The sequence below is a fragment of the Nocardia carnea genome (assembly GCF_029869215.1).
GTDB lineage: Bacteria > Actinomycetota > Actinomycetes > Mycobacteriales > Mycobacteriaceae > Nocardia > Nocardia carnea_B.
Window position 1 is genome coordinate 21474 of sequence record NZ_JARWPM010000109.1, and the last position, 21799, is coordinate 43272.

The window sequence follows — 21799 nt, forward strand, 5'->3', positions numbered from 1 at the left end:
CACGGCACCATCCGGTGTACCGTGCCGTGGTGTTCCTTCGACAGCTCGAGCCCCGCACTGCTCGAACCACCGCCGACGTGATCCGGTTCGCGCTCTGGCCGCTGGCGGTCATGACCGTGCTGAACCGGGTGTTCATCAAGGCTGTCAACGGTTTCGTCACCGACGACTACAAGCCCGTGTACCAGGCCTCGCTGGATTTCCTCAACGGGCGCGCGGTGTACACGGCGAATTTCGAATCGGTGGACCCGCACTACCTGTATCCGCCCAGTGGCACCCTGCTGATCGCACCGATCGCGGTGATCGACTACGAGAAGTCGCGCTGGTTGTTCATCCTGCTCAACGCGGTGGCGATCCTGATCGCCTGGTACCTGCTGCTGCGGTTGTTCAACTACACGCTGCGCTCGATCGCCGCCCCGGTGCTGCTGCTGGCGATGTTCCTGTCGGAGACGGTGATCAACACGCTGGTGTTCACCAACGTCAACGGCTGCCTGCTGCTGGCCGAGATGCTGTTCCTGATCTTGTTGTTGCGCAGACGCGATCTGTGGGCCGGGGTGGTGCTCGGGCTCAGTATCGCGGTCAAACCCACGCTGGCGCCGCTGCTGCTGATCGCCTTGGCGCGCAAACAGTGGAATGTGTTCACCACTGCCCTAGGCGTCCCGCTCCTGCTGACGGCGATCGCCTGGCCGCTGTCCCAGGACCCGGAGAAGTTCTTCAGCCGGACGGCCCCTTACCTGTTCGAGACCCGCGACTACTTCAACAGCGCCATTCCGGGCAATGCCGAGTATTACGGCCTGCCGCCCTGGCTCACCTGGAGTATCCGCCTGTCCATGGCGGTACTGGTGCTGATCTCGCTGTGGATCCTGTACCAGTATTACCGCGAGGACGAGCTGTTCTTCGTCACCACTGCCTCGGGTGTGCTGCTCACCGCCTCCTGGCTGCTGGCCTCGCTCGGCCAGATGTACTACTCGATGATGCTGTTCCCGTTCCTGATGTCGGTGGTGTTGCGCAATTCGGTCCTGCGCAACTGGCCGGCCTGGCTGGCGATATTCGGGTTCATGTCCTACGACAAATGGCTGTCGGACCGCTGGCCCGATATCGGCCGCAATCTCGAATACCTGCGGATCACCTTCGGCTGGGGTCTGCTGCTGATCGTGGTGTTCTGTGTGCTCGGCGACCGCTACCTGGCCGCGCGCCGGGCCGGCCGGTTGCCGCGGCTGGACCCCGAGTGGATGGCGACCGCCCCCGATTCCCGGCATACCGCCGGCGCGGTCGCGATGCCCGGTATCGAACCGGACCCGGCACAGGCGTCCCGCGCACCCGCCGACCCCGAGCCCGTCACCGCCCGGGTCGCCGAGACGCAGGCCGTACGCAGCTGAGCAGCGGAGACGAGACTCCGCGGGGAGATCGTATTAGCGTGGAGGCATGAGTTCCGAAGCGGATACTTCCTTGCCCGCCCCGAAAATCCAGCTCACGCCGCAGCAGTGGCGCGCCAAACTGGATCCGATGGAGTACGCCGTACTCCGGGAAGCCGGTACGGAGCGGCCGTTCACCGGCGAGTACACGGATACGAAAACCGAGGGTGTGTACAGCTGCCGGGCCTGCGGGGCCGAGCTGTTCCGTAGCACCGAGAAGTTCGAATCGCACTGTGGATGGCCGTCGTTCTTCGATCCGGCGTCCTCGGACGCCGTGATTCTGCGCGCCGACGATTCGCTGGGGATGCGCCGTGTCGAAGTGCTGTGCGCGAACTGCCACAGCCACCTCGGACACGTCTTCGAGGGTGAGGGTTACCCGACACCCACCGACAAGCGGTACTGCATCAACTCTATTTCGCTGCGGCTGCACCCCTCGACCAGCTGAGCGGAGTGAGCTCTCCGTTTGCCCAGCGGTACGTTACGTACCGACCGCCCGGCGCACATGCCCCTATTTCCAGGGGCGCGCCCGGGCGGTCGGTTCTCGGTGCTCAGGGCAGCGCGGTGATCAGCTGATCGATCTCCACGCGCGGACCTGTGAAGAACGGGGTCTCCTCGCGGACATGCAGGCGGGCCGCGGGGCCCCGCAGGTCCCGCATCAGATCGACGATGCGGTGCAGCTCGGGTGCCTCGAACGCCAGGATCCACTCGTAGTCGCCGAGGGCGAAGGAGGCGACGGTATTGGCCCGCACGTCGGGGTAGCCGCGCGCCTCTTTACCGTGATCGGCCAGCATCTTGCGGCGTTCGTCGTCGGGCAGCAGATACCACTCGTAGGAGCGGACGAACGGATACACGCAGATGTAGTTCCCGGCGTCCTCCCCGGCCAGGAACGCCGGGATATGGCTTTTGTTGAATTCCGCCGGCCGATGCAGCGCCACATTGCTCCATACCGGGGTGCTGGCCCGGCCCAATTCCGTGGTCCGCCGGAAATCGGCGTAGGCGGCCTGCAGATCTTCGACCCGCTCGGCATGGGTCCACACCATGAAATCGGCGTCGGCGCGCATACCCGCCACGTCGTAGATCCCACGGACCACCACCTCGCGATCGGCGAGGCCGTCGAAGAACGCTCGCGCCTCCTTGATCGCCGCCGCCCGGTCCTCCCCCAGCGCACCCGGCCGCACCCGGTACACGGAGAACATCAGATAGCGAATAGTGGAGTTGAGGGCTTGGTAGTCGAGTCGCGCCATACTGTCTATATTGCGCTGCCTCCGGCCGCGCGGGTTCGGGGCCCCCGGAAGTCCGGTTCGGCACTCCGCCCTTCTCCGCGGCCCTCGCCCGCGCTGTCCCTCCGGAACGAAACGGGCCCGAACGACGTATACCGCCCAGCCCAGGTGCGCGGTGGTGAAGTCGAGACGACCGGTGAGTGCGGCCTTTTCGGACTAGGGGGCGTCGGCGCGGGAACCGGTATCGGCCGCCGCGGTGGCGATGTGATGTGCGGCGGTGGTCGCCGCGGCGACGCAGGCCGGCACACCCACACCGTGCAGGTAGGCACCGGTCACCGCGAGATCGCCGAACCCCGCCACTGCGGATTCGATCTCGGCGACCCGCTCGGTGTGACCGGGCGCGTATTGGGCCAAACCGCCGGGCCAGCGTTGGACAGCCGCCGACAGCGGGACGATCGGGACACCGGTGACGGTCGCGAGGTCGGCCGTGGCGACGGCGACGAGGTCGTCGTCCGGCAAGGCCACCGCGGTATCGTCGCCGAACCGCCCGAACGAGACCCGGACCACCGCGGTGTCCCGCGCCGCGAGATGCGGCCATTTCCGGCTGGACAGGGTGAATGCCTTGGCCCGCAGCGATTCGCCCGTGGCGACCAGGACACCCGAATTCAGGGGCAGCGCGGTGTCCTTCGGCAATTCCAGGACGACGAGGGCCGAGGACGACAGCTCGATTCCGGCGGCCGCCCGGGCGGCCGCCGGGGCGATACCGGTCAGCAGCCGGGCGGTCACGGGGGCGGGGGTCGCGAGGACGACGGCATCGAACTCACCGACCGGATCGACCCGCCAGCGACCGGCTACCCGGCGCAGGGCCGCGACCTCGGTATCCCGGGTGACAGTCGCGGCAGTCTGCTCGGCCAGCGCGCGCAGGAGTACCCCGTAACCGTCGCGGAGCGCACCGAAAACCGGGGCGTCCGAGGGTGGTGGCAGCGTCGCGGAGACCGCGGCGGTGAGGCTGGTGGCGCCCCGATCGAGTGCCGCGGCCAGCGTGGGCAGGGCGGCGCGGAGCCCGATCGAACTCGCCGTGCCCGCATAGACACCGCCGAGCAGCGGGTCGACGCTGCGTGCCACGGTTTGCGCCCCGAACCGGTCGGCGACCAGCGAAGAGACCTCGATATCGGCACCGGGCCGCCAGCTGAAGGGACGGACCGGTTCGTCGGCTATCCGCGCGACCGTTCCGGCGTCCAGCAGCCCGGCGACGGACTCCGGGCCGGACGGGATACCCATGAGCGTCCGCTCGGGTAGCGGATGTGTACGCCCCCCGGCCCAGATCAGCGGCCGGAGTCCGGCCGGGTGCACCAACTGGCCGGCGATGCCGAGTTCGCGCAGCAGGGCCGGTACCTCCGGCCGCCGCCCCACGAATGCCTCCGCGCCCAGGTCGATCGGTTCACCGCCGACCGTTCCCGTTCGCAGCACCCCGCCCAGCCGGTCCCGCCCCTCGATCACGGTGAGATCCGCGTCGGCCCCCAGAGCCTGCCGCAACCGGTAGGCCGCGACCAATCCACTGATCCCCCCGCCGACCACCGCGATTCTCATACTCAGACCGTATCCGGCTCCCCGCCCGCGACGGCGTTCACCCCGTACGCGGTCGGGCGAAGAAAAACGACCTGCGAACAAGAACTCCCAACGGTATACCCGGTCGACCGGCGTACCCCGACCCGGACCGTCACAGTTCGTGGATGAACTCCACCAGGGCCGTCAGTACGCCGGGATCGGTGTCCGGGAGCACCCCGTGGCCGAGATTGAAGATATGGCCCGCGGCGCCCATGGCGATCGCCGAATCGGCTTCCTCGGCGATCCGCCGCGCCTCGGCCTCCACCACCGGCCGGCCGGCGAAGAGGACCGCGGGATCGAGATTGCCCTGCAGGGCCTTCCCGGGCCCGACCCGGCGGACCGCCTCGGTGAGCGGCACCCGCCAATCGACTCCCACCACATCGGCGCCCGCCTCACCCATCGCGCCCAGCAGTTCCCCGGTGCCGACACCGAAATGGATCCGCGGAACACCGGCGTCGGCGATCTCGGCGAATACCCGCTCCGAATGCGGCAGCACATAGCGGCGGTAATCGGCCAGTGACAGGGCGCCGGCCCAGGAGTCGAACAGCTGCACCGCGTCCACGCCCGCCTCGAGCTGGGCCCGCAGGAACACGATGGTGATATCGGTGAGCACGCCGAGCAGGGCGTTCCACGCGGCCGGATCGCCGTGCATCATCGCCTTCGTGCGTTCGTGATGCTTACTGGGCCCGCCCTCGACCAGATAGGACGCCAGAGTGAACGGGGCGCCGGCGAAACCGATCAGCGGGGTCTGCCCCAGTTCACCGACCAGCAGCCGTACCCCGTCGGTGACGGCGCCGACCTCCTCGGGACGCAACCGCGGCAGGGTCTGTACATCGGCGGCGCTGCGGACCGGGGAGGCGACCACAGGCCCGACACCCGCGACGATATCGAGGTCGATCCCGGCCGCCTTGAGCGGCACGACGATATCGGAGAACAGGATCGCCGCATCGACGCCGTGACGACGGATCGGCTGCAACGTGATCTCGCAGACCAGTTCGGGGTCGAAGCAGGACTGCAGCATCCCGATGCCCGCCCGCAGCTCACGGTATTCCGGCAGCGACCGCCCGGCCTGACGCATGAACCACACCGGCCGCCGGGCCGGGGTCGCCCCGGATGCGGCGGCCAGGAACGGGGCATCGGACAACTGGCGGCGCGTGTATGTGCTCATCACCGGCCATCGTATTCGGCGCGCGGGGCCGGGGCGCGCAAGCCCGGACCGCTACCGGATCCGCGTCCGGGCCCCGGCCCGCCGGTCACCGGGGAAGCCGCCGGATGGTTGCGCGGTATTTACCACGAGCCTGCCCGTACATCCAGCAACAACGGTCGCCCGGCGCGCCTCCGCACGCCCCGGCTGCGACAGGTCTACCGTCATCTCCCGTGACACCGCTCGATATCCGCGACGGCGCACCGAACGATGGGCCCGGCGACGAACCCGTATCGTTCCGCACGGCCGTTTCGCAGATGGGCGCCGCGTCCGTACACCCGCGGATCGAACTGTCCCCGATCCGGCCGCCGCAGCGTCTCGCCCCCTACTCCTACGCACTCGGCGCCGAGGTGATCCACGAGGACTCCCCGGTGGTACCCATCGATTCCGAGGGCGACGCGTTCGGCCGGCTGATCCTGCTACACGATCCGAACGGCGACGAAGCCTGGCACGGTGTGTTCCGGCTGGTCGCCTATATCCAGGCCGATATCGACGGCGCGCTGGCGGCCGACCCGCTGCTGCCGGAGGTCGCGTGGAGCTGGCTGGTGGACGCGCTGGAGTCGCGTGATGTGCCGTTCACCGCGCTCGGCGGCACGGTGACCTCGACGAGTTCGGTGCGCTACGGGGATATCGCCGGGCCGCCGCGGGCGCATCAGCTGGAACTGCGGGCTTCCTGGACTGCGCGGACCACCGAGATGGCACCGCACGTCGAAGGTTTCGGCGAAGTACTCGCCTATGCGGCGGGCCTGCCACCTGCGGGGATCACCGATCTGCGGCCGTCGTCACCGGGCCGCACCGACCGTGGTTGAATATCGGCCGTAGCCTCGGCCACGTAGAGTGGCCCTTTATGCCGGTAGTAGAGGAGCCCGAACACCTGTCCGGTGACCGCCCGGACGGTGGCGCCGCGCAATCACCGGCGGCGGAATCGGGTGCAGGCAACACGCAGACGGGCTCGACACCGGCTACCGGGCTCCCCGATCCCCCCACCGCGGTTCCGCTGCTGGCTCCCGCCGACGGGATCCCACCGGTCTGTGCGACTCCGGACGAAGTCGCCGAGGCCGCACGGCGCCTCGCCGCCGGCACCGGCCCGCTCGCCGTCGACGCCGAACGCGCCTCGGGATTCCGCTACTCCTCCCGCGCCTACCTGATCCAGTTGCGCCGGGCCGGGGCGGGCACGGTACTCATCGATCCGATTCCGGTATCCGGCGCGCTGGCACCGCTGGCGGCCGCCATCAACGAGCTGGAGTGGATCCTGCACTCCGCCGATCAAGACCTGCCCGGGCTGGCGGAGCTCGGCCTGCGGCCGGCGAAACTGTTCGATACCGAACTGGGCGGCCGGCTCGCCGGCTACCCCCGCGTCGGCCTGGCCGCCATGGTCGAACAGTTGCTCGGCCGGGCGTTGCGCAAAGGGCACGGCGCCGCGGACTGGTCCACCCGGCCGCTACCCGAGGCGTGGCTGAACTACGCCGCGCTCGATGTGGAGTTGCTGCCCGAACTCCGTGACGCGGTGGCCGCGTCGCTCCAGGAGCAGAACAAAACCGACTGGGCGGCACAGGAATTCGAACATATCCGGCTCGCGGAGCCGGCCCCGCCGAAACCGGACCGGTGGCGGCGCACCTCCGGTATCCACACCTTACGCCGCGCCCGCCAGCTGGCGATCGTGCGCGAACTGTGGATCACCCGCGACACCCTGGCCCGGGGCCGCGATATCGCGCCGTCGCGGATCCTGCCCGATTCGGCGATCATCGCCGCCGCGAATGCCGACCCCAAGACCATCGGCCAGCTACGCGAGCTCCCGGTGTTCGGCGGTCCCCGGCAACGCCGCTACTCCCGCGAATGGCTGGGCGCGGTGGAACGGGCCCGAACCCTTCCCGACGAGGAACTCCCCCGGATGAGTCAGCCGTACGACGGCCCACCGCCGGTGAACCGCTGGGAACGCCGCGACCCGGCGGCCGCCGCCCGGCTCAACCGGGCCCGCGCCGCCATCACGGAGATCTCGGAGCGGGTGTCGGTACCGGTGGAGAATCTGCTCGCCCCGGATCTGGTGCGCCGGCTGTGCTGGGACGGCCTGCCCGACTACCGGCTCGGCCCCGAATCGGCGGCGGAGGTCGCCGAGGCGATCGAAGGTTTTCTGAAATCCCACGGCGCCCGGCCGTGGCAACGCGAACTCACGGTCGATGCCCTCGCCGGGGCCCTGACCCAGGCGCCGACGGACTCTGACTGACCCGGCGCCCCTTCCGCGGGTCGCTCCGGGAGGGTCCGGCACACCACGCGACTACCTTGGGCGACCGGCCGCAAAAGCCTGTCGCCGCCCCTGAGCCGGGCGCACGGCGATCAGGGTGCGTCGAGCCACCCGGCAACGCGGCGAGCGATATCGGGCGCGGTCAAGCCCAGTTCCTGGCGGACCTGAGCGATACTGCCGTGGTCCAGGAATTCCTGCGGGATACCGATATCGCGAGCGGGCACATCCAGACCCGACGCGCGCAAGCGCGCCGAAATGGTGGACCCGATACCGCCGTGCAGCCCGCTGTCCTCCAGCGTCACCACCAGCCGGTAGTTCTCGGCGAGTTTGACGATGGCGTCCGATACCGGCAGCACCCAACGCGGATCGATCACCGTCGTGGTGATCTGCTCGGCCTCGAGCAGTTCGGCGGCCTGTAACGCCGCCGGGACCAGTGAACCCACCGCTACGAACAGCACATCCCCGTGCTGGGTCTGCGCCGAGGGACCCTCCCGGTCCGGCAGCCACAGCACGTCCACGCCGTCGAGTCGTTCCAGGGCGCGGATTTCGGCGCCGACACTGTCCTTGGGGAAACGCAGTGCGGTCGGGCCGTCGTTCACCGCGAGCGCTTCGGCCAGCTCCTCCGCCAGGGTCGCGGCGTCGCGGGGAGCGGCCACCCGCATCCCCGGCACGATCCCGAGCAGCGACAGATCCCACATCCCGTTGTGGCTGGCACCGTCCGCGCCGGTGATACCGGCCCGGTCGAGGACCAGCGTGACAGGCTGTTTCAGCAGTGCCACATCCATCAGCAGCTGATCGAAGGCGCGGTTGAGGAAGGTGGAGTAGATGGCCACCACCGGATGCAGGCCGCCGAGCGCCAGCCCCGACGCCGAGGCCAGCGCATGCTGTTCGGCGATACCCACATCGAAGAGCCGGTCCGGGAAACGTTCGCCGAACGCCGACAGGCCGGTCGGGCCGGGCATGGCCGCGGTGATCGCGACGATATCCTCGCGGCGTTCGGCGTGCGCGATGAGTTCCGCGGAGAACACCGAGGTCCAGCTGGCGGCGCCGCCCTTGCTCACCGCTTCACCGGTGAGCGGGTCGATGGGACCGCAGGCGTGCATCTGATCGGCCACATGGTTCTCGGCCGGTTCGTAGCCGTGCCCCTTCTGGGTGACCGCGTGGACGACCACCGGGCCGCCGAACTCCTTGGCATGGCGCAGCGCCGATTCCAGCGCGACCAGATCGTGGCCGTCCACCGGGCCCACGTACTTCAGTCCGAGATCGCCGAACAGTTCCTGCGGGCTCACCGCGTCCTTGATCCCGGCCTTCACCGCGTGCACCATCGAGTACGCGGAATCCCCTACGTGCGGAATGCTTTTCAGGATCCGGCGGCCGGTGTCGAGCATATGCTCGTACACCGGCTGGGTGCGCAGCGCCGTCAGCCGCTGCGCCAGCCCGCCGATGGTCGGCGCGTAGGAGCGGCCGTTGTCGTTGACCACGATCACCACCGGCCGGTCCGGCGCGCCGGCGATATTGTTCAGCGCCTCCCAGCACATACCGCCGGTGAGCGCGCCGTCGCCGACCACCGCGACGACATGGCGGTCCTGCCCGGTGAGCGCGAACGCCTTGGCGAGGCCGTCGGCATACGACAGCGAGGCCGAGGCATGCGACGACTCGACCCAGTCGTGCTCGCTCTCCGCGCGGCTCGGATATCCCGACAGCCCGTCCTTGCGGCGCAGGGAGTCGAAACGGTCCTTACGACCGGTCACGATCTTGTGCACATAGGCCTGATGGCCGGTGTCGAAGATCAACGGGTCGGCGGGCGAATCGAATACCCGGTGCAGCGCGAGGGTGAGTTCCACCACCCCGAGATTGGGTCCCAGGTGGCCGCCGGTGACAGCGACCTTGTGCACCAGGAACTCACGGATCTCCGCCGCCAGCTCCCGCAGTTGCGGTACCGACAGCCGACGCACGTCTTCGGGCGTATCGACCCGGGAAAGCACTCCCACCTGATTCGCTCCCTCCGGATAGCGCAGTTGATCCGACCAGTCTAGGAGCCGCGGCCGAGTGCTCACCCGACGGCGAGGGCTGATACCGCCGCACCGGGCCGGATCCGCGGTCCGGCGTATCGGTCCAGCCTAAGGTGAACCGCGTAGGCCGCGCGAACCGCGTACCCCGCCACCGCGGCCGACCACCACCGCCCCACCGCAATACGAGGAGACCGGATGAACCCTGCGCAGGCCGGAACAGTCACCGTATTCGGGCAGGGCACGGTCCGTGCGGTTCCGGATCTGATCGTGCTGGGGATCGGCGTGGAATGCCGGGCGAGCACCGTCGGCCTGGCCTACGACCAGGCCGGGCAGCGACTGTCCGCGATCACCGAAGCGCTGCGCGGTGACGGAGTGCCCGCGACCGATATCACCACCGGTGTGCTTTCCGTGCGGTCCGATATCGCCTGGCACGACGGAATCTCCCGGATCTCCGGATATATCGCGACCAGCAGCCTGCGCGTCGTGCTGGCTCAGCCCGGCCCGGGCACACGCGGCGCCACCCCCGCCCCCGGCGAGCTCATCGCGCACGCGGTGACCGCCGGCGGCGACGACGCCCGGCTCGGCGGCCTGCAACACACGTTCACCGACCGCACCCGCCTACTGACCCGCGCCCGCGACGACGCCTGGGACGACGCCCTGGACAAGGCCCGCCAGTACGCCCGCCGGGCCGCCCGCGAGCTCGGCCCCGTGCTGGAGATCACCGAGGACACCGCGGCACCGGCGCCCCGCGTCCCGCAGGAACCCGGCGCTGTCCGCATGGTGGCGTCGTCGAGCTCTGCCGTGGTCCCGGTCGAACCCGGCGAACAGGAGATTTCCGCGATCCTGCGCGTCACCTGGCAGCTGCGCTGACGCGGCCGCGAGCCCGGTGACGAACACCACCACGGGGTCCGGGCTCAGCGTTCCAGCAGTGCGACGCATTCCACGTGGTGGGTGGCGGGGAAGGCGTCGTAGGCGCGCAGAGCGCCGAGGTGGTAGCCGGCGTCGAGGTAGAGGCGCAGGTCGCGGGCGAAGGAGGCGGGGTCGCAGCCGATGTGCACGATCCGCTCCGGGGCGGCGGCGGTGACCGCGGTGACGACGGGTTTACCGGCGCCGGCGCGCGGCGGGTCGAGGACCACCACCTGGGGCCGCGAACCGGGCCGGCCGGCCACCCACCGCTCGACGCGGCCGGCCTGCAAGGTCAGCCAGGGCAGATCGCCCAGGGCGGCGCGGCCGTCGGATACCGCGCCGGGGGCCGATTCGACCGCGTGCACCGCGCCGGCGGGACCGGTCTGCCCGGCCAGCCGGGCGCCGAATACACCGGCCCCGCTGTAGAGGTCCCAGGCCGTCGCGCCGCTGGGCAGATCGGCCCATTCGGCCACCACATCGGAATAGCACTGGGCGGCGCCCCGGTGCGCCTGCCAGAAGCCGGCGGCCGAGACCTCCCAGCGGCGGCCCGCGACGTACTGCACGGCGCGGCCGCTGCCCTCGATCACCCATTCGTCGCGCGCGGCGTGCACCGCGGCGCGGTGCGCCGTGGCCCGGCGGCGCTGACCGTTCGCCGTATCGGCAGGCGACTCGCCCGGCCCGCTCACCGCGGCGCGGTTCCGGTCCGGCCCCGAGCGCGCGCCACGCCGGCGGCCGCCCGGCCCACGCCGGCCTTCCCGGGCCGCCACGGCCCGTTGTCCCTGTTCCGGGACGGGGGCGAGCTCGACGATATGCCTGCTCCCGTCATCGTCCACCGCGATCACCAGGTCCGCGCCCGGTGTCCAGCGCCGCTCCGCTACCCCGTCGAGGGCCCCGGTTACCGGTTGCGGGCAGCGCAGGTCGGCGAGTACCTCGGTGCTCCGGTATCGGTGCACGCCGGCCCGCCCGGCGTCGTCCACCACCAGCCGGACCCGGGTACGCCAGCCGCCGGACGGATCGGCCGCCCCAGGGACGGGCTGCACGTCGATATCCCGTTCGATCCGGGTGATCCGGCGCAACTGTTCGGCGACGACCGCGGCCTTCAGAGACCGCTGGGCCGAGGGCGCGGCATGGGCGAGATCACAGCAGCCGGCGCCACCCGGCCCGGACACCGGACACGTCCGCGGCACCCTGTCCGGCGACGGCTCCAGAATCTCCACCGCGTCGGCCCGGCAGAACGACCCACCGCGATCCTCGGTGACCCGAGCCGATACCAGTTCCCCGGGCAGACCGTGCCGGACGAACACCACCCGGCCCTCGTGGCGGGCCACACAGAACCCACCGTGGCCGGGCGGCCCGAGCCGCAGCTCGAGCGCGGGCAGCTCATTCATTGTCGCCGTACCCGCGTCGTACCGATCCGGGTGCCGCATGATCGCCCGCGGCCCGGGCCCGCGCGGAAGAACTGAGCTGCCACGGCACACTCGTCACCATCACGCCGGGCTCGAACAGCAACCGCCCCTTCAACCGCAGCGCGCTCTGGTTGTGCAGTACCTGTTCCCACCAGTGGCCCACGACGTATTCGGGGATGAACACCGTGACGACGTCGCGGGGCGCGTCCTTACGTACCCGTTTCACGTAGTCGAGCACGGGTTTGGTGATCTCCCGGTAGGGCGACTCCACAACCTTCAACGGTACCGAGATATCACTGTTCTCCCAGTCCCGGACGAGCGCGCGGGTGTCCTCCTCGTCGACGTTGACGGTGATCGCCTCGAGGGTGTCCGGCCGCCCGGCCCGGGCATAGGCCAGCGCACGCCGGGTCGGCAGATGCAGCCGCGACACCAGCACGATGGAATGGGTCCGGCTGGGCAGCACCCCGTCCCATTCGTGTTCCTCGAGTTCGCGGGCCACCGAATCGTAGTGGTGGTGGATCATCTTCATCACCACGAAGATCACCGCCATCGTCACGATCGCGATCCACGCGCCGGCGAAGAACTTCGTGATCAGCACGACGATCAGCACCGCGCCGGTGGCCACCAGGCCGAGCGCGTTGATGGCCCGCGACCGCAGCATCCGCGATCGTTCGGCCGGATCGGTTTCCCGGCGCAACAGCCGCGACCAGTGCCGCAGCATGCCGGTCTGGCTGAGGGTGAACGAGACGAACACGCCGATGATGTAGAGCTGGATGAGTTTGGTGACCTCCGCGTCGAACGCCACCACGAAGCCGATCGCCCCCACCGCCAGAAACAGGATGCCGTTGCTGAACGCCAGCCGGTCGCCGCGGGTGTGCAGCTGCCGCGGCAGGAACCGGGCCTGCGCCAGCACCGAACCGAGCACCGGGAACCCGTTGTAGGCGGTATTGGCGGCCAGCACGAGGATCACCGCCGTCACGACCGCCACGAAGTAGAAACCGGGCGTGAACGTATCGAACACCGCGTGCGCGATCTGGGTCACCAGTGTTTTCTGCTGGTAGCCCTCGGGCGCGCCGATCAGATGCGCCGTATCTTCGGCGAATACGACATGCGCCTGGCGGGCGATCACGATGATGCCGAGCAGCAGGACGATGGAAATTCCGCCGAGCAGCAGCAGCGTCGTCGCGGCATTACGCGATTTGGGTTTACGGAAGGCCGGGACCCCGTTGCTGATCGCCTCGACACCGGTCAGCGCCGCACACCCCGACGAGAAGGCGCGGGCGAGCAGGAACACCAGCGCCACACCGGCCAGATGGTCGTCCTCCACCCGCAATTCGAACGAGGCCGATTCGGCGCGCACTTCGTCACCGAGCACGAAGATGCGGATCAGGCCCCAGCCGAGCATGGCGAACATCCCGACCAGGAAGGCATAGGACAGCAGCGCGAAGGTCCGGCCGGATTCCCGCACCCCGCGCAGGTTCATCGCGGTGAGCAGCGCGATGGCGGCCACCGCGAACAGCACCTTGTGGGTGGCGACGAAGGGGATCGCCGAACCGATGGTGGACGCGGCCGAGGATATCGAGACCGCGACCGTCAGCACGTAATCGACCAGCAGGGCGCTGCCCACCGTCAATCCGGCCGTGGGACCGAGGTTCGTGGTGACCACCTCGAAGTCGCCGCCGCCGGACGGGTAGGCGTGCACGTTCTGGCGGTAGCTGGTGACCACGATGATCATCACCACGGCGACGGCGAGTCCGAGCCACGGCGCGTAGGCGTAGCCCGCGAGCCCGGACACCGACAGCACGAGGAAGATCTCCTCGGGCGCGTAGGCGACCGAGGACATCGCGTCCGAGGCGAACACCGGCAGCGCGATTCTCTTCGGCAGCAGGGTGTGGCCCAGGGAGTCACTACGGAATGGCCGCCCCAGCACCAGGCGTTTGGTGGCGGTCGTCAACTTCGACACTGGACGGAGCATAAGCCCCCGCCCCGGTGTGTGCTGCGAGGCATTACCGGATTACCGGTTTGCCCGGGTTCGCCAGGGGGAATCTGGCCGATGGCACGAACCGGCGAGTACGGTTCGTGTGCGCGGCAGTCGCACGACTGTGCGCGAGGAGTCAAAAGCGAGGTTCACGGTGTACGTGGTGATCATGGGATGCGGCCGAGTGGGGGCATCGCTGGCCCGCGCCCTGGTCCGGATAGGTCATGAAGTCGCCGTGATCGACCGCAACCCGGACGCGTTCCGCCGGCTGGGAGACGATTTCCCCGGCGCACGCGTGGTGGGTGTCGGTTTCGATCGCGATGTCCTGTGCCGGGCCGGGATCGAGCGGGCCGGCGCCTTCGCGGCGGTGTCCTCCGGTGACAACTCCAACATCATCTCCGCCCGGGTGGCGCGGGAGATGTTCGGTATCGAACGGGTCGTGGCCCGTATCTACGACGCCAAACGCGCCGCCGTCTACGAACGCCTCGGCATCCCGACCATCGCCACCGTGCCCTGGACCACCGATCGTTTCCTGCACAACCTGCTCGGGGATGCGGGCACCACCACCTGGCGCGACCCCACCGGAACCGTGGCCGTCGCCCAGCTGATCCTGCACGAGGACTGGTACGGGCGCACGGTCCGCGATCTGGAAACCGCCACCGGCGCGCGGGTCGCGTTCATCATCCGCTTCGGTCAAGGCGTACTGCCCGACGCCAAAACCGTCGTCCAGGCCGACGACACCGTCTACGTGGCCGCGACCTCCGGTTCCGCCGGCGAGGCGGTCGCGCTGGCCGCGAAACCCCCAGCGAGCAAGGACTGATCATGAAGGTGGCCATTGCCGGAGCCGGGGCCGTCGGCCGCTCCATCGCCCGTGAACTACTGCGCTCGGGACACACTGTGATGTTGCTCGAACGCCAGCTCGACCATATCGACCGCGATTCGGTGCCGAACGCGGTCTGGGTGCACGCCGATGCCTGTGAACTGCAGCTGCTCGAGGATGCGGGCCTGCAGGACTACGAGGTCGTCATCGCCGCCACCGGTGACGACAAGGCGAATCTGGTGCACAGTCTGCTGGCGAAAACCGAATTCGGTGTGCGCCGGGTGGTCGCGCGGGTCAACGACCCGCGTAACGAATGGCTTTTCGACGAGGCCTGGGGTGTCGATGTCGCCGTCTCCACACCGCGTCTGCTCGCGTCGCTGGTCGAGGAAGCGGTCTCGGTGGGTGATCTGGTGCGTTTGATGACGCTGCGCCAGGGGCAGGCGAATCTGGTGGAACTCACGCTGCCACCGGATACCACCCTCGCCGGAAAACCGGTCCGCAGCCTGCGCCTGCCGCGAGATACCGCGCTGGTCACCATTCTGCGCGGCGGACGGGTCATCGTGCCCCAACCGGACGACCCCTTCGAAGGTGAGGACGAGCTGCTGTTCGTTGCCTCCACCGAGGCCGAGGAGGAACTGCGTTCGGTACTGGCGCCGATCGGCACCGCCGAACCCGCGCCGGCCACGACGGGCCTGAACCCTTCGCAGGACGCCGAGTACTGAGCCCGCGGCGGGCGCGAATCAGGATCGGAGGCGGTAGCGCGGCCTCATCCCGCAGGCCCTCATCGCGGGCGCCGGCGCGGCGTCACTCCCCCGGAGACTTCTCGTTCGCGCCGTTGGATACCCCACTCGGCACCCGGCTCAGGCGGCGACCGGCAGAGCCGCGCGCGCTCGTAGTTTGTTCAGGGCCCGGTATTGCATGACCCGGACGACCCCGGCGCTGGTTCCCAGCTCGGCCGCCGTCTCGGCCGCGCTCAGCCCGTACACGATCCGCAGCACCAGTACCTTGCGGTGCACCGGATTCAGTTGCCGCATGAGCTCACGGGCCACCGCACCGCGTTCGGCGGCCAGCGCCCATTCCTCCGGACCCGCCGCGGTGGAGGCCACCTCGGGCACCTCCGCCATCGGGTAGGCCGGGTGTACCTGGGCACCGCGGAAGGCGTCGGACACCTTGTTGGCCGCGATCCCGTAGACGAAGGCCAGGAAGGACTTCCCCTGGTCCCGGTAGCGGGGAATGGCGGCGACGGTGGCCAGCAGGACCTCCTGGGTCACATCGTCGGCGGTCACGTGCAGATGGGCGGGGTTCCCGAGCCTGGTGCGGCAGTACCGTTGCACGAGCGGCTGGATCAGCCGCAGAATCTCGGCCACAGCGCGACGGTCACCGGCGGCCGCGGGCCCGACCAGTGTGTCCAGTTCGGCGGACACCCGGCGGCTCTGTGACCGCACCGGATTCTCGCGCCCCCGCTCCGGCCGTGGGATCGTGTACTGCTCGGTACGCATTCGCCAGTCCTCTCGGCAGATCGTCTTCTGCAACGATCGTCCGATGAACGGCAGCGCGGTGATAGACACCAAAGGGTGGGTCATCCGCCACCCTGCGGACGCGGATCAGGCGGCGTGCCGCGCCGAAGTGGCGGGCAGATGTCCCGCCCGGCGCACGGCCCACACGGTCACCACCAGCGCGACCGCGGTGAGCGGCCACCCCATGGCGATCCGGGCGGCGGCCAGCCAGCCGGTGCTGTCGGCCGCGTACAGATGGTGTTGTACCAGGTAGCGGGCACCGAAAACGAGGACCCAGGTGGCGGTCGCCAGATCATAGAGGCGCACCACCCGGGGGTCGGCGCGCCAGTCACCGCCGTGGCCGTTGAGTACGCCCCACACCACGCCGACGAGGGGCCGGCGCACCAGGATGGAGATCAGGAACGCCGCCCCGTAGACGAGGCTGGTGTAGATGCCGAACAGGAAGAAGCCTTTGGCCTCCCCCATTCGCCAGGCGATCAGCGCGCAGATCCCCACGCCCAGGAATCCCGAGATCGCCGGCTGGATGGGTTCGCGCCGTACCAGCCGCCAGACGAGCACCGCGCCTGCCACACCGAGGGCGGCCCAGATCGCCGCGGTCAGCCCGAACAGGGCGTTCACCGGGACGAAAACCACCACCGGCACGGTGGAGTAGACGAGCCCGGCCAAACCGCCCAGCTGTTCCAGCAGGGTTTGCTGTCCGGGCCCGGCGCCCTCCCGCGCCGGTGATTCATCCGCGGCGGGCGTTTCCGCGGCAGTGGTGGTCCGCGGTAGCGGCGTGGTGGCGTACTCGTCGCTCGATGGCATACGTCAGCTGTTTCCGCGCAGTTCGTAGTAGGGGTTGTAGATCACTTTGCGGCCTTCGCGTTCGCCGATCCGGCCGCGCACCATGATGCGCCGGCCCGATTCGATACCGGGAATCCGGCGCCGCCCGATCCACACCAGAGTGATGGCGTCGGTACCGTCGAAGAACTCCGCCTGCACATTGGCACCGGCGGCCTGCGGACACGAATCGACACTGCGCAATCTGCCCAGCATCGTCGCCTCCTCACCGCGCCGGCACTCCGAGACCCGGCAGGCGCCCGAAGCGTCCGCCGATTCCGCCAGCTCCTCGGCGTCGAGCTGATCGAGATCCTCGGTCAATCTGCGGCCGAGCCTGCGAAAATATCCGGTTGCGGACTTCGCGCCCGCTTTTCTTCCTGCCGAGGAAGACATCGCATGCTCTCCTGTGAGCGGATGCCGTGGGTCGCACGTCATCCGAGTTTCCTGCTACGGCCCGGCTGTGGCCGTACCCGCCACTGTAGATGGGCGGGGGCGGCACCGCTACGCTCGGTCCGGTGTTCGATTCCCCACGTCCGGCAGTCGTGGTCGCCCTTCCCGGCACCGGTTCCGACGCGCATTTCGCCCGCCGCGCCTTCGAGCCCGCCTGTACCGCGCTCGGCCTCGACCTGATCGCGGTGGATCCCGAACCCGGCGCGGTGATCGACGGCTACCGCGCCGCATTGGACACCGCCGCCGCCCGCGGTCCGGTGCTGGCGGCGGGGATCTCGCTGGGTGCGGCGGTAGCGGTCGAATGGGCGAGCGCGCGCGAGCGCGCCGACGTCGCGGGTGTCATCGCGGCGCTGCCCGCGTGGACCGGGCCCGATACCGCGCACTGCCCGGCCACCCTCAGTGCCGCCGTGACGGCCGCGCAGTTGCGGGCCGACGGGCTGGAACCGGTCCTGGAACGGATGCGCGGCAGCAGCCCGCGCTGGCTCGCGGACGCATTGACCCGTTCCTGGCGCGCGCAGTGGCCGGGGCTGCCGGCAGCATTGGAGGAGGCGGCCCAGTACAAGTGGCCGGAGACGACAGTGCTGGACCGGTTACCGGTCCCGGTGGCGGTGGTGGCTGCCGCGGACGATCCGGTGCATCCCGTCGCCGTCGGCCGCGAATGGGCCCGCCGCGCGCCGCGATCGGTGATCAGCGAGATCACGCTCGACGAGCTCGGGTCCGATCCGGCGGTTCTGGGCCGGCTCGGACTGCGCTACACGCGCTGATCCCTGTTCCCGCCGGGCGGGAACAGGGACGGCCCTCGTCAGCCGCGGCCGAGTTGCTGCATCGCCGATCCCTCGGCGCCGCGGCGCGGCTGCTGCGGCTGCTGGGGCGGCAGCACCGCGCCGGTCTGCGCCGGCCGGGGCGCGTTCTGCGCCGCGGCCGCCTGCTGCGCCTGCTGTTGCTGGAGTTGCTGCTGCTGGTGCGCGGCCGTGAGCTGTTCGGCCAGCTGCTGGGGCAGTACCACCGGCAGCGGTTCGCGCACCGGCAGCGCATCGGTACCCCGGCGGATGATGGTTTCGCTCAGGACCGCCCGGGCCGCGGCCACGAGCGGGCTGCCGACCGCGGTGGAACCGGCGGGACCGGCCGCGACCAGCCGGATCATCCACCGGTAGCCGTCCACGCCGATGAACCGCAGGTCCGCGCCCTCGGTGACGGCGACGAGTTCCCGGCCCCAGGGGCCTTTCTCCACCGAGACGCGGGCGCCGTCCTTGCGCAGCGATTCCGCCAGATCGGCGGCCACCGTGCGCCACTGTCCCTTCGATTTCGGGGCGGCGTAGGCCGCGACCGTGATGCGGCCGTGTTCGGTGGCCAGATGCACCGCCTGCGGGGTGCCCTGCGGGGTCATCTCCACCTGCAGTTGCCCGCCCGGCGGCACCGGCAGAATCACCGAGCCCAGGTCGAGCCGGGTGTCGGTGAAGTTCTCCAGCACTTCGGCGACATCGTCGTAGTCGTAGGGACCCCGCCGCTGCGGTTCGGTGTCGGGATCGTCGATCGCGGCGTCGTAGGCGTCGCTGTAGGCGGCCCCGCCGTAGCCGTCGTCATAGCTGTCGTCGTAGTCGCCGGAATACTGTTCGTCGCCGGCGCGGTGATAGCCGCCCTCGTCGTAGTCGTCGTAGGCCTCGTACTCGCCGGTGCCGTATTCACCGGTGTCGCGGGGCTCGTCGCCGGATCTGCGTCCGCCCGATTTCCGTCGTCCGAACATGTCAGGCCTCCTTGCCGTGGGCGGCGTCCCCGCCGCTCGGCTTCAAACTCGCGTGTCCCCCGCTGGACCCGTACCCGCCCGCGCCGCGCGCGGAATCGTCGAGCCGGTCCACGGCCACGAAATCGACCAGTTCCACCCGTTGCACCAGCAACTGCGCGATCCGGTCGCCGCGGCGTAGTTCGATGGGTGTGCGCGGATCGTGGTTGATCAGGCACACCTTGATCTCACCCCGATACCCGGCGTCGATCGTGCCGGGCGTGTTCACCACGGACAGCCCGGTTTTGGCGGCCAGACCCGAGCGCGGATGGATCAGCCCGACCGTGCCCACCGGTAGCGCGATCGCGATACCGGTACCGACGAGTACCCGTTCCCCGGGTTCGAGGACGACATCCTCGGCGGTGCACAGGTCCACGCCCGCGTCGCCGTCGTGGGCGCGACTGGGCATCGGGATTCCCGGGTCCAGCCGCAGCAGTGGTATCGGTGAGAGTGCGTTCACGTCCGACCAGCCTACGCGCAGCCCCGGCGCGTATGTCGCTTAGTGTTGAGTCGTGTCCGACCAGCCCCGACCCACCGAATCCGGCCATCCCGCACGGCCGGCGCCGCAGATGTATCGCGAACGCCTCTGGGTGCCGCTGTGGTGGTGGCCGGTGGGTTTCGCACTCGCCGCCCTGCTCGCCGCGGAGGTGCATATGGGAGCGCCGGGCCTGCGGGCCTGGCTTCCGTATGTCCTGCTGCTCCCGATCCCGGTCTGGGTGCTGCTGTGGTTCAGCCGGCACCGGGTGGAGGTCGCTCCGGACGGCAGCGGGACGCCCGAGCTGCGCGTCGATCGGGCTCATCTGCCGGTGTCGTTCGTGGCCCGCGCGACGGTCGTGCCACGCAGCGCCAAAAGCGCCGCGCTAGGCCGCCAGCTCGATCCCGCCGCCTATGTCCAGCATCGGCCGTGGATCGGCACCATGGTGCTGCTGGTACTCGACGACCCGGATGACCCGACGCCGTACTGGCTGGTCAGTACGCGCCGGCCCGGACAGGTCCTGACCGCGCTCGGAGTTCCGAGCGCGGAATGACCTCGCGCTCGCCTCAGGCAGCGCAGTCCATGCAGATCATCTGTCCACCGGCCTCACTGGCCAGGCGGCTGCGGTGATGCACCAGGAAACAGCTCGAGCAGGTGAATTCGTCGGCCTGCTTCGGGACCACCCGAACCGTGAGCACTTCCTCGGACAGGTCCGCGCCGGGGAGTTCGAACGACTCCGCGGTATCGGATTCGTCGACATCCACGACGGCGGACTGGGCCTCGTTGCGACGCGCTTTCAGCTCCTCGAGCGAATCCTCCGATACATCGTCGGTTTCGGTACGCCTCGGCGCGTCATAGTCGGTTGCCATGTCTCTTCCCCTCGTCCTTCTCCGTATATCCGGACCGGCGCACGCCGTCGGTTTCGACCGCGGCTGCCGCCCCGCCGGTGGTGCACTTCACATACGCACCGGTCTCCTATCAGCGTGAATCTGTGGACACACCGCCGATAGCGTCCGGACAACGCATGAGCTGTCCTGCTTGTTCCCGCGACCGAACGCCGATTTACTCACCGATGTTTCGGTCTGGGCGGGCAGACAATAGCGGACGGTGCGGAAATTGTCGCAATCGCAACCCGGTCGTGTCGAAACCGCCGGACAATCGATACGCGCGGTCACGGCGCTGCGACGAGCGCTCCCCCGGCGCGCCCGTTGCCCACCGGGTAATGCGCGGACCACCGGGGCGGGTACGTACAGTGTCGACGTGGTTTCACTGATCACCGAAGGCAGTTCGACGGATGCCAAAGGCCGTCCCTACCCGCGCCGGCGGATGCGCCCGTGGCTCATTCTGGTCGTCGTGCTCACGTTGATCTGCTCGGTGCTGTGGATCAAGGCGCTGACCACCAACGACGACGACCACACACCGATGGCCTGCAACTCCCCCAGCCCGGCCACCGATCCGAAGGCGGCCCCGCAGCCGCTGCCGGGGCAGCGGATGAGCCCGAGCCTGCTGGCGGAGGTGGAACCCGCCCCGATGGCGGAGACGAAGGTGCGCGTTCTCAACGCCAACGGTCAGCGCGGGCAGGCCGCCCATGTGGCCGCGCAGCTGGGCGATCTCGGTTTCGGGAGCCCGGCCGGTGATCCCTACGGTAACGATCCGATATATGCCAACGGCGATCTGGAATGCACGGGGCAGATCCGGTTCGGCGAGAGCGGGCGCCCGGTCGCGGCCGCGGTCCAGCTGGCGGTGCCGTGCGCCGAGCTGATCGAGGACAAGCGCACCGACGACAGCGTCGACCTGGTCCTCGGCGCGTTGTTCGGCGGCGACCTGCAGCCCAACAACGACGCCGAAGAGGTACTGCGGTCGCTGAAGAATCCGGTGAACGGCGAAAGCCCGGATATCGACCCGGATATGCTCGCGGCGGCCCGGACCGCACGCTGCTGACCGGGAACG

The 21799-nt window shown here is 69.5% G+C and carries 22 protein-coding genes; 10 read left to right on the plus strand and 12 right to left on the minus strand.

Going from position 1 to position 21799, the window contains the following annotated elements; all coding sequences use genetic code 11:
• The first annotated feature begins 29 nt into the window (after positions 1 to 29).
• Positions 30 to 1376, plus strand: a complete 1347-nt coding sequence (locus tag QH276_RS06525; RefSeq protein ID WP_280402271.1) for a glycosyltransferase family 87 protein — start codon at positions 30 to 32, stop codon at positions 1374 to 1376.
• 46 nt (positions 1377 to 1422) lie between these two features.
• On the plus strand, positions 1423 to 1857 hold the full coding sequence (gene msrB, locus QH276_RS06530; protein ID WP_280402272.1) for a peptide-methionine (R)-S-oxide reductase MsrB: 435 nt from the start codon (positions 1423 to 1425) through the stop codon (positions 1855 to 1857).
• A 103-nt stretch (positions 1858 to 1960) separates the two neighbouring features.
• Here the strand turns inward: msrB and hemQ are convergent, their stop codons facing one another.
• The 3 genes from hemQ to hemE form a co-directional block, all read right to left on the minus strand.
• On the minus strand, positions 1961 to 2656 hold the full coding sequence (gene hemQ / locus QH276_RS06535) for a hydrogen peroxide-dependent heme synthase (protein ID WP_280406665.1): 696 nt from the start codon (positions 2654 to 2656) through the stop codon (positions 1961 to 1963).
• Positions 2657 to 2848: 192 nt separating this feature from the next.
• Positions 2849 to 4222: a protoporphyrinogen oxidase gene (locus QH276_RS06540; protein WP_280402274.1), complete on the minus strand. Its 1374-nt coding sequence runs from the start codon at positions 4220 to 4222 to the stop codon at positions 2849 to 2851.
• A 130-nt stretch (positions 4223 to 4352) separates the two neighbouring features.
• A complete protein-coding gene (hemE, locus tag QH276_RS06545; RefSeq protein WP_280402275.1) occupies positions 4353 to 5408 on the minus strand; it encodes a uroporphyrinogen decarboxylase in 1056 nt (351 codons plus the stop codon).
• A gap of 209 nt (positions 5409 to 5617) precedes the next feature.
• On the opposite strand from hemE, the gene QH276_RS06550 reads away from it, so the two are divergent.
• Positions 5618 to 6253, plus strand: a complete 636-nt coding sequence (locus QH276_RS06550) for a DUF3000 domain-containing protein (protein WP_280402276.1) — start codon at positions 5618 to 5620, stop codon at positions 6251 to 6253.
• Between the two features lie 38 nt (positions 6254 to 6291).
• Entirely contained in the window at positions 6292 to 7668 is a 1377-nt protein-coding gene (locus tag QH276_RS06555) for a ribonuclease D (protein WP_280402277.1), read from the plus strand.
• Between the two features lie 110 nt (positions 7669 to 7778).
• Here QH276_RS06555 and dxs read toward each other — a convergent pair whose 3' ends face one another.
• On the minus strand, positions 7779 to 9677 hold the full coding sequence (gene dxs, locus QH276_RS06560; protein ID WP_280402278.1) for a 1-deoxy-D-xylulose-5-phosphate synthase: 1899 nt from the start codon (positions 9675 to 9677) through the stop codon (positions 7779 to 7781).
• Between the two features lie 216 nt (positions 9678 to 9893).
• Here dxs and QH276_RS06565 point away from each other — a divergent pair, with 216 nt between their 5' ends.
• The gene (locus QH276_RS06565) at positions 9894 to 10568 is read left to right on the plus strand and encodes an SIMPL domain-containing protein (RefSeq protein ID WP_280402279.1); all 675 of its coding nucleotides are present in this window, start codon (positions 9894 to 9896) and stop codon (positions 10566 to 10568) included.
• A 44-nt stretch (positions 10569 to 10612) separates the two neighbouring features.
• On the opposite strand, the gene QH276_RS06570 is transcribed toward QH276_RS06565, so the two are convergent.
• Together QH276_RS06570 and QH276_RS06575 are read right to left on the minus strand one after the other, a co-directional pair.
• The gene (locus QH276_RS06570; protein ID WP_280402280.1) at positions 10613 to 11992 is read right to left on the minus strand and encodes a class I SAM-dependent RNA methyltransferase; all 1380 of its coding nucleotides are present in this window, start codon (positions 11990 to 11992) and stop codon (positions 10613 to 10615) included.
• A complete protein-coding gene (locus tag QH276_RS06575; RefSeq protein WP_280402281.1) occupies positions 11985 to 13973 on the minus strand; it encodes an APC family permease in 1989 nt (662 codons plus the stop codon). Before QH276_RS06575 ends, QH276_RS06570 begins: the two co-directional genes overlap by 8 nt.
• A gap of 169 nt (positions 13974 to 14142) precedes the next feature.
• Between QH276_RS06575 and QH276_RS06580 the strand changes: the two genes are divergently transcribed.
• Positions 14143 to 14808, plus strand: a complete 666-nt coding sequence (locus tag QH276_RS06580; RefSeq protein WP_280402293.1) for a potassium channel family protein — start codon at positions 14143 to 14145, stop codon at positions 14806 to 14808.
• 2 nt (positions 14809 to 14810) lie between these two features.
• Positions 14811 to 15530, plus strand: a complete 720-nt coding sequence (locus QH276_RS06585; RefSeq protein ID WP_280402282.1) for a potassium channel family protein — start codon at positions 14811 to 14813, stop codon at positions 15528 to 15530.
• 138 nt (positions 15531 to 15668) lie between these two features.
• On the opposite strand, the gene shbA is transcribed toward QH276_RS06585, so the two are convergent.
• The 3 genes from shbA to QH276_RS06600 form a co-directional block, all read right to left on the minus strand.
• Entirely contained in the window at positions 15669 to 16307 is a 639-nt protein-coding gene (gene shbA, locus QH276_RS06590) for an RNA polymerase sigma factor ShbA (protein ID WP_280402283.1), read from the minus strand.
• Positions 16308 to 16412: 105 nt separating this feature from the next.
• Positions 16413 to 17129: a DUF3159 domain-containing protein gene (locus QH276_RS06595; protein ID WP_280402284.1), complete on the minus strand. Its 717-nt coding sequence runs from the start codon at positions 17127 to 17129 to the stop codon at positions 16413 to 16415.
• 3 nt (positions 17130 to 17132) lie between these two features.
• Positions 17133 to 17537, minus strand: a complete 405-nt coding sequence (locus tag QH276_RS06600; RefSeq protein WP_280402285.1) for an OB-fold nucleic acid binding domain-containing protein — start codon at positions 17535 to 17537, stop codon at positions 17133 to 17135.
• An 89-nt stretch (positions 17538 to 17626) separates the two neighbouring features.
• Between QH276_RS06600 and QH276_RS06605 the strand changes: the two genes are divergently transcribed.
• Complete coding sequence (locus QH276_RS06605; protein ID WP_432278742.1) at positions 17627 to 18358, plus strand: alpha/beta hydrolase; 732 nt, start codon at positions 17627 to 17629, stop codon at positions 18356 to 18358.
• Positions 18359 to 18396: 38 nt separating this feature from the next.
• On the opposite strand, the gene QH276_RS06610 is transcribed toward QH276_RS06605, so the two are convergent.
• Both QH276_RS06610 and dut read right to left on the minus strand, forming a co-directional pair.
• Positions 18397 to 19338, minus strand: coding sequence for a DUF3710 domain-containing protein (locus tag QH276_RS06610; RefSeq protein WP_280402287.1), 942 nt, complete (start codon positions 19336 to 19338; stop codon positions 18397 to 18399).
• A 1-nt stretch (position 19339) separates the two neighbouring features.
• Positions 19340 to 19834, minus strand: a complete 495-nt coding sequence (gene dut, locus QH276_RS06615) for a dUTP diphosphatase (protein WP_280402288.1) — start codon at positions 19832 to 19834, stop codon at positions 19340 to 19342.
• Between the two features lie 109 nt (positions 19835 to 19943).
• On the opposite strand from dut, the gene QH276_RS06620 reads away from it, so the two are divergent.
• Complete coding sequence (locus QH276_RS06620; RefSeq protein WP_280402294.1) at positions 19944 to 20402, plus strand: DUF3093 domain-containing protein; 459 nt, start codon at positions 19944 to 19946, stop codon at positions 20400 to 20402.
• A gap of 13 nt (positions 20403 to 20415) precedes the next feature.
• Here the strand turns inward: QH276_RS06620 and QH276_RS06625 are convergent, their stop codons facing one another.
• The gene (locus tag QH276_RS06625; RefSeq protein ID WP_195054574.1) at positions 20416 to 20718 is read right to left on the minus strand and encodes a DUF4193 domain-containing protein; all 303 of its coding nucleotides are present in this window, start codon (positions 20716 to 20718) and stop codon (positions 20416 to 20418) included.
• Positions 20719 to 21109: 391 nt separating this feature from the next.
• Here QH276_RS06625 and cei point away from each other — a divergent pair, with 391 nt between their 5' ends.
• The gene (gene cei, locus QH276_RS06630; RefSeq protein WP_280402289.1) at positions 21110 to 21790 is read left to right on the plus strand and encodes an envelope integrity protein Cei; all 681 of its coding nucleotides are present in this window, start codon (positions 21110 to 21112) and stop codon (positions 21788 to 21790) included.
• Positions 21791 to 21799: the final 9 nt, after the last annotated feature.

Coding starts and splice junctions, on each gene's coding strand:
- msrB (WP_280402272.1), top strand. CDS start 1,423: ATGAGTTCCGAAGCGGATACTTCCTTGCCCGCCCCGAAAATCCAGCTC.
- hemQ (WP_280406665.1), bottom strand. CDS start 2,656: ATGGCGCGACTCGACTACCAAGCCCTCAACTCCACTATTCGCTATCTG.
- QH276_RS06540 (WP_280402274.1), bottom strand. CDS start 4,222: ATGAGAATCGCGGTGGTCGGCGGGGGGATCAGTGGATTGGTCGCGGCC.
- hemE (WP_280402275.1), bottom strand. CDS start 5,408: ATGAGCACATACACGCGCCGCCAGTTGTCCGATGCCCCGTTCCTGGCC.
- QH276_RS06555 (WP_280402277.1), top strand. CDS start 6,292: ATGCCGGTAGTAGAGGAGCCCGAACACCTGTCCGGTGACCGCCCGGAC.
- QH276_RS06565 (WP_280402279.1), top strand. CDS start 9,894: ATGAACCCTGCGCAGGCCGGAACAGTCACCGTATTCGGGCAGGGCACG.
- QH276_RS06570 (WP_280402280.1), bottom strand. CDS start 11,992: ATGAATGAGCTGCCCGCGCTCGAGCTGCGGCTCGGGCCGCCCGGCCAC.
- QH276_RS06585 (WP_280402282.1), top strand. CDS start 14,811: ATGAAGGTGGCCATTGCCGGAGCCGGGGCCGTCGGCCGCTCCATCGCC.
- shbA (WP_280402283.1), bottom strand. CDS start 16,307: ATGCGTACCGAGCAGTACACGATCCCACGGCCGGAGCGGGGGCGCGAG.
- QH276_RS06595 (WP_280402284.1), bottom strand. CDS start 17,129: ATGCCATCGAGCGACGAGTACGCCACCACGCCGCTACCGCGGACCACC.
- QH276_RS06600 (WP_280402285.1), bottom strand. CDS start 17,537: ATGTCTTCCTCGGCAGGAAGAAAAGCGGGCGCGAAGTCCGCAACCGGA.
- QH276_RS06605 (WP_432278742.1), top strand. CDS start 17,627: ATGGGCGGGGGCGGCACCGCTACGCTCGGTCCGGTGTTCGATTCCCCA.
- QH276_RS06610 (WP_280402287.1), bottom strand. CDS start 19,338: ATGTTCGGACGACGGAAATCGGGCGGACGCAGATCCGGCGACGAGCCC.
- QH276_RS06620 (WP_280402294.1), top strand. CDS start 19,944: ATGTATCGCGAACGCCTCTGGGTGCCGCTGTGGTGGTGGCCGGTGGGT.
- QH276_RS06625 (WP_195054574.1), bottom strand. CDS start 20,718: ATGGCAACCGACTATGACGCGCCGAGGCGTACCGAAACCGACGATGTA.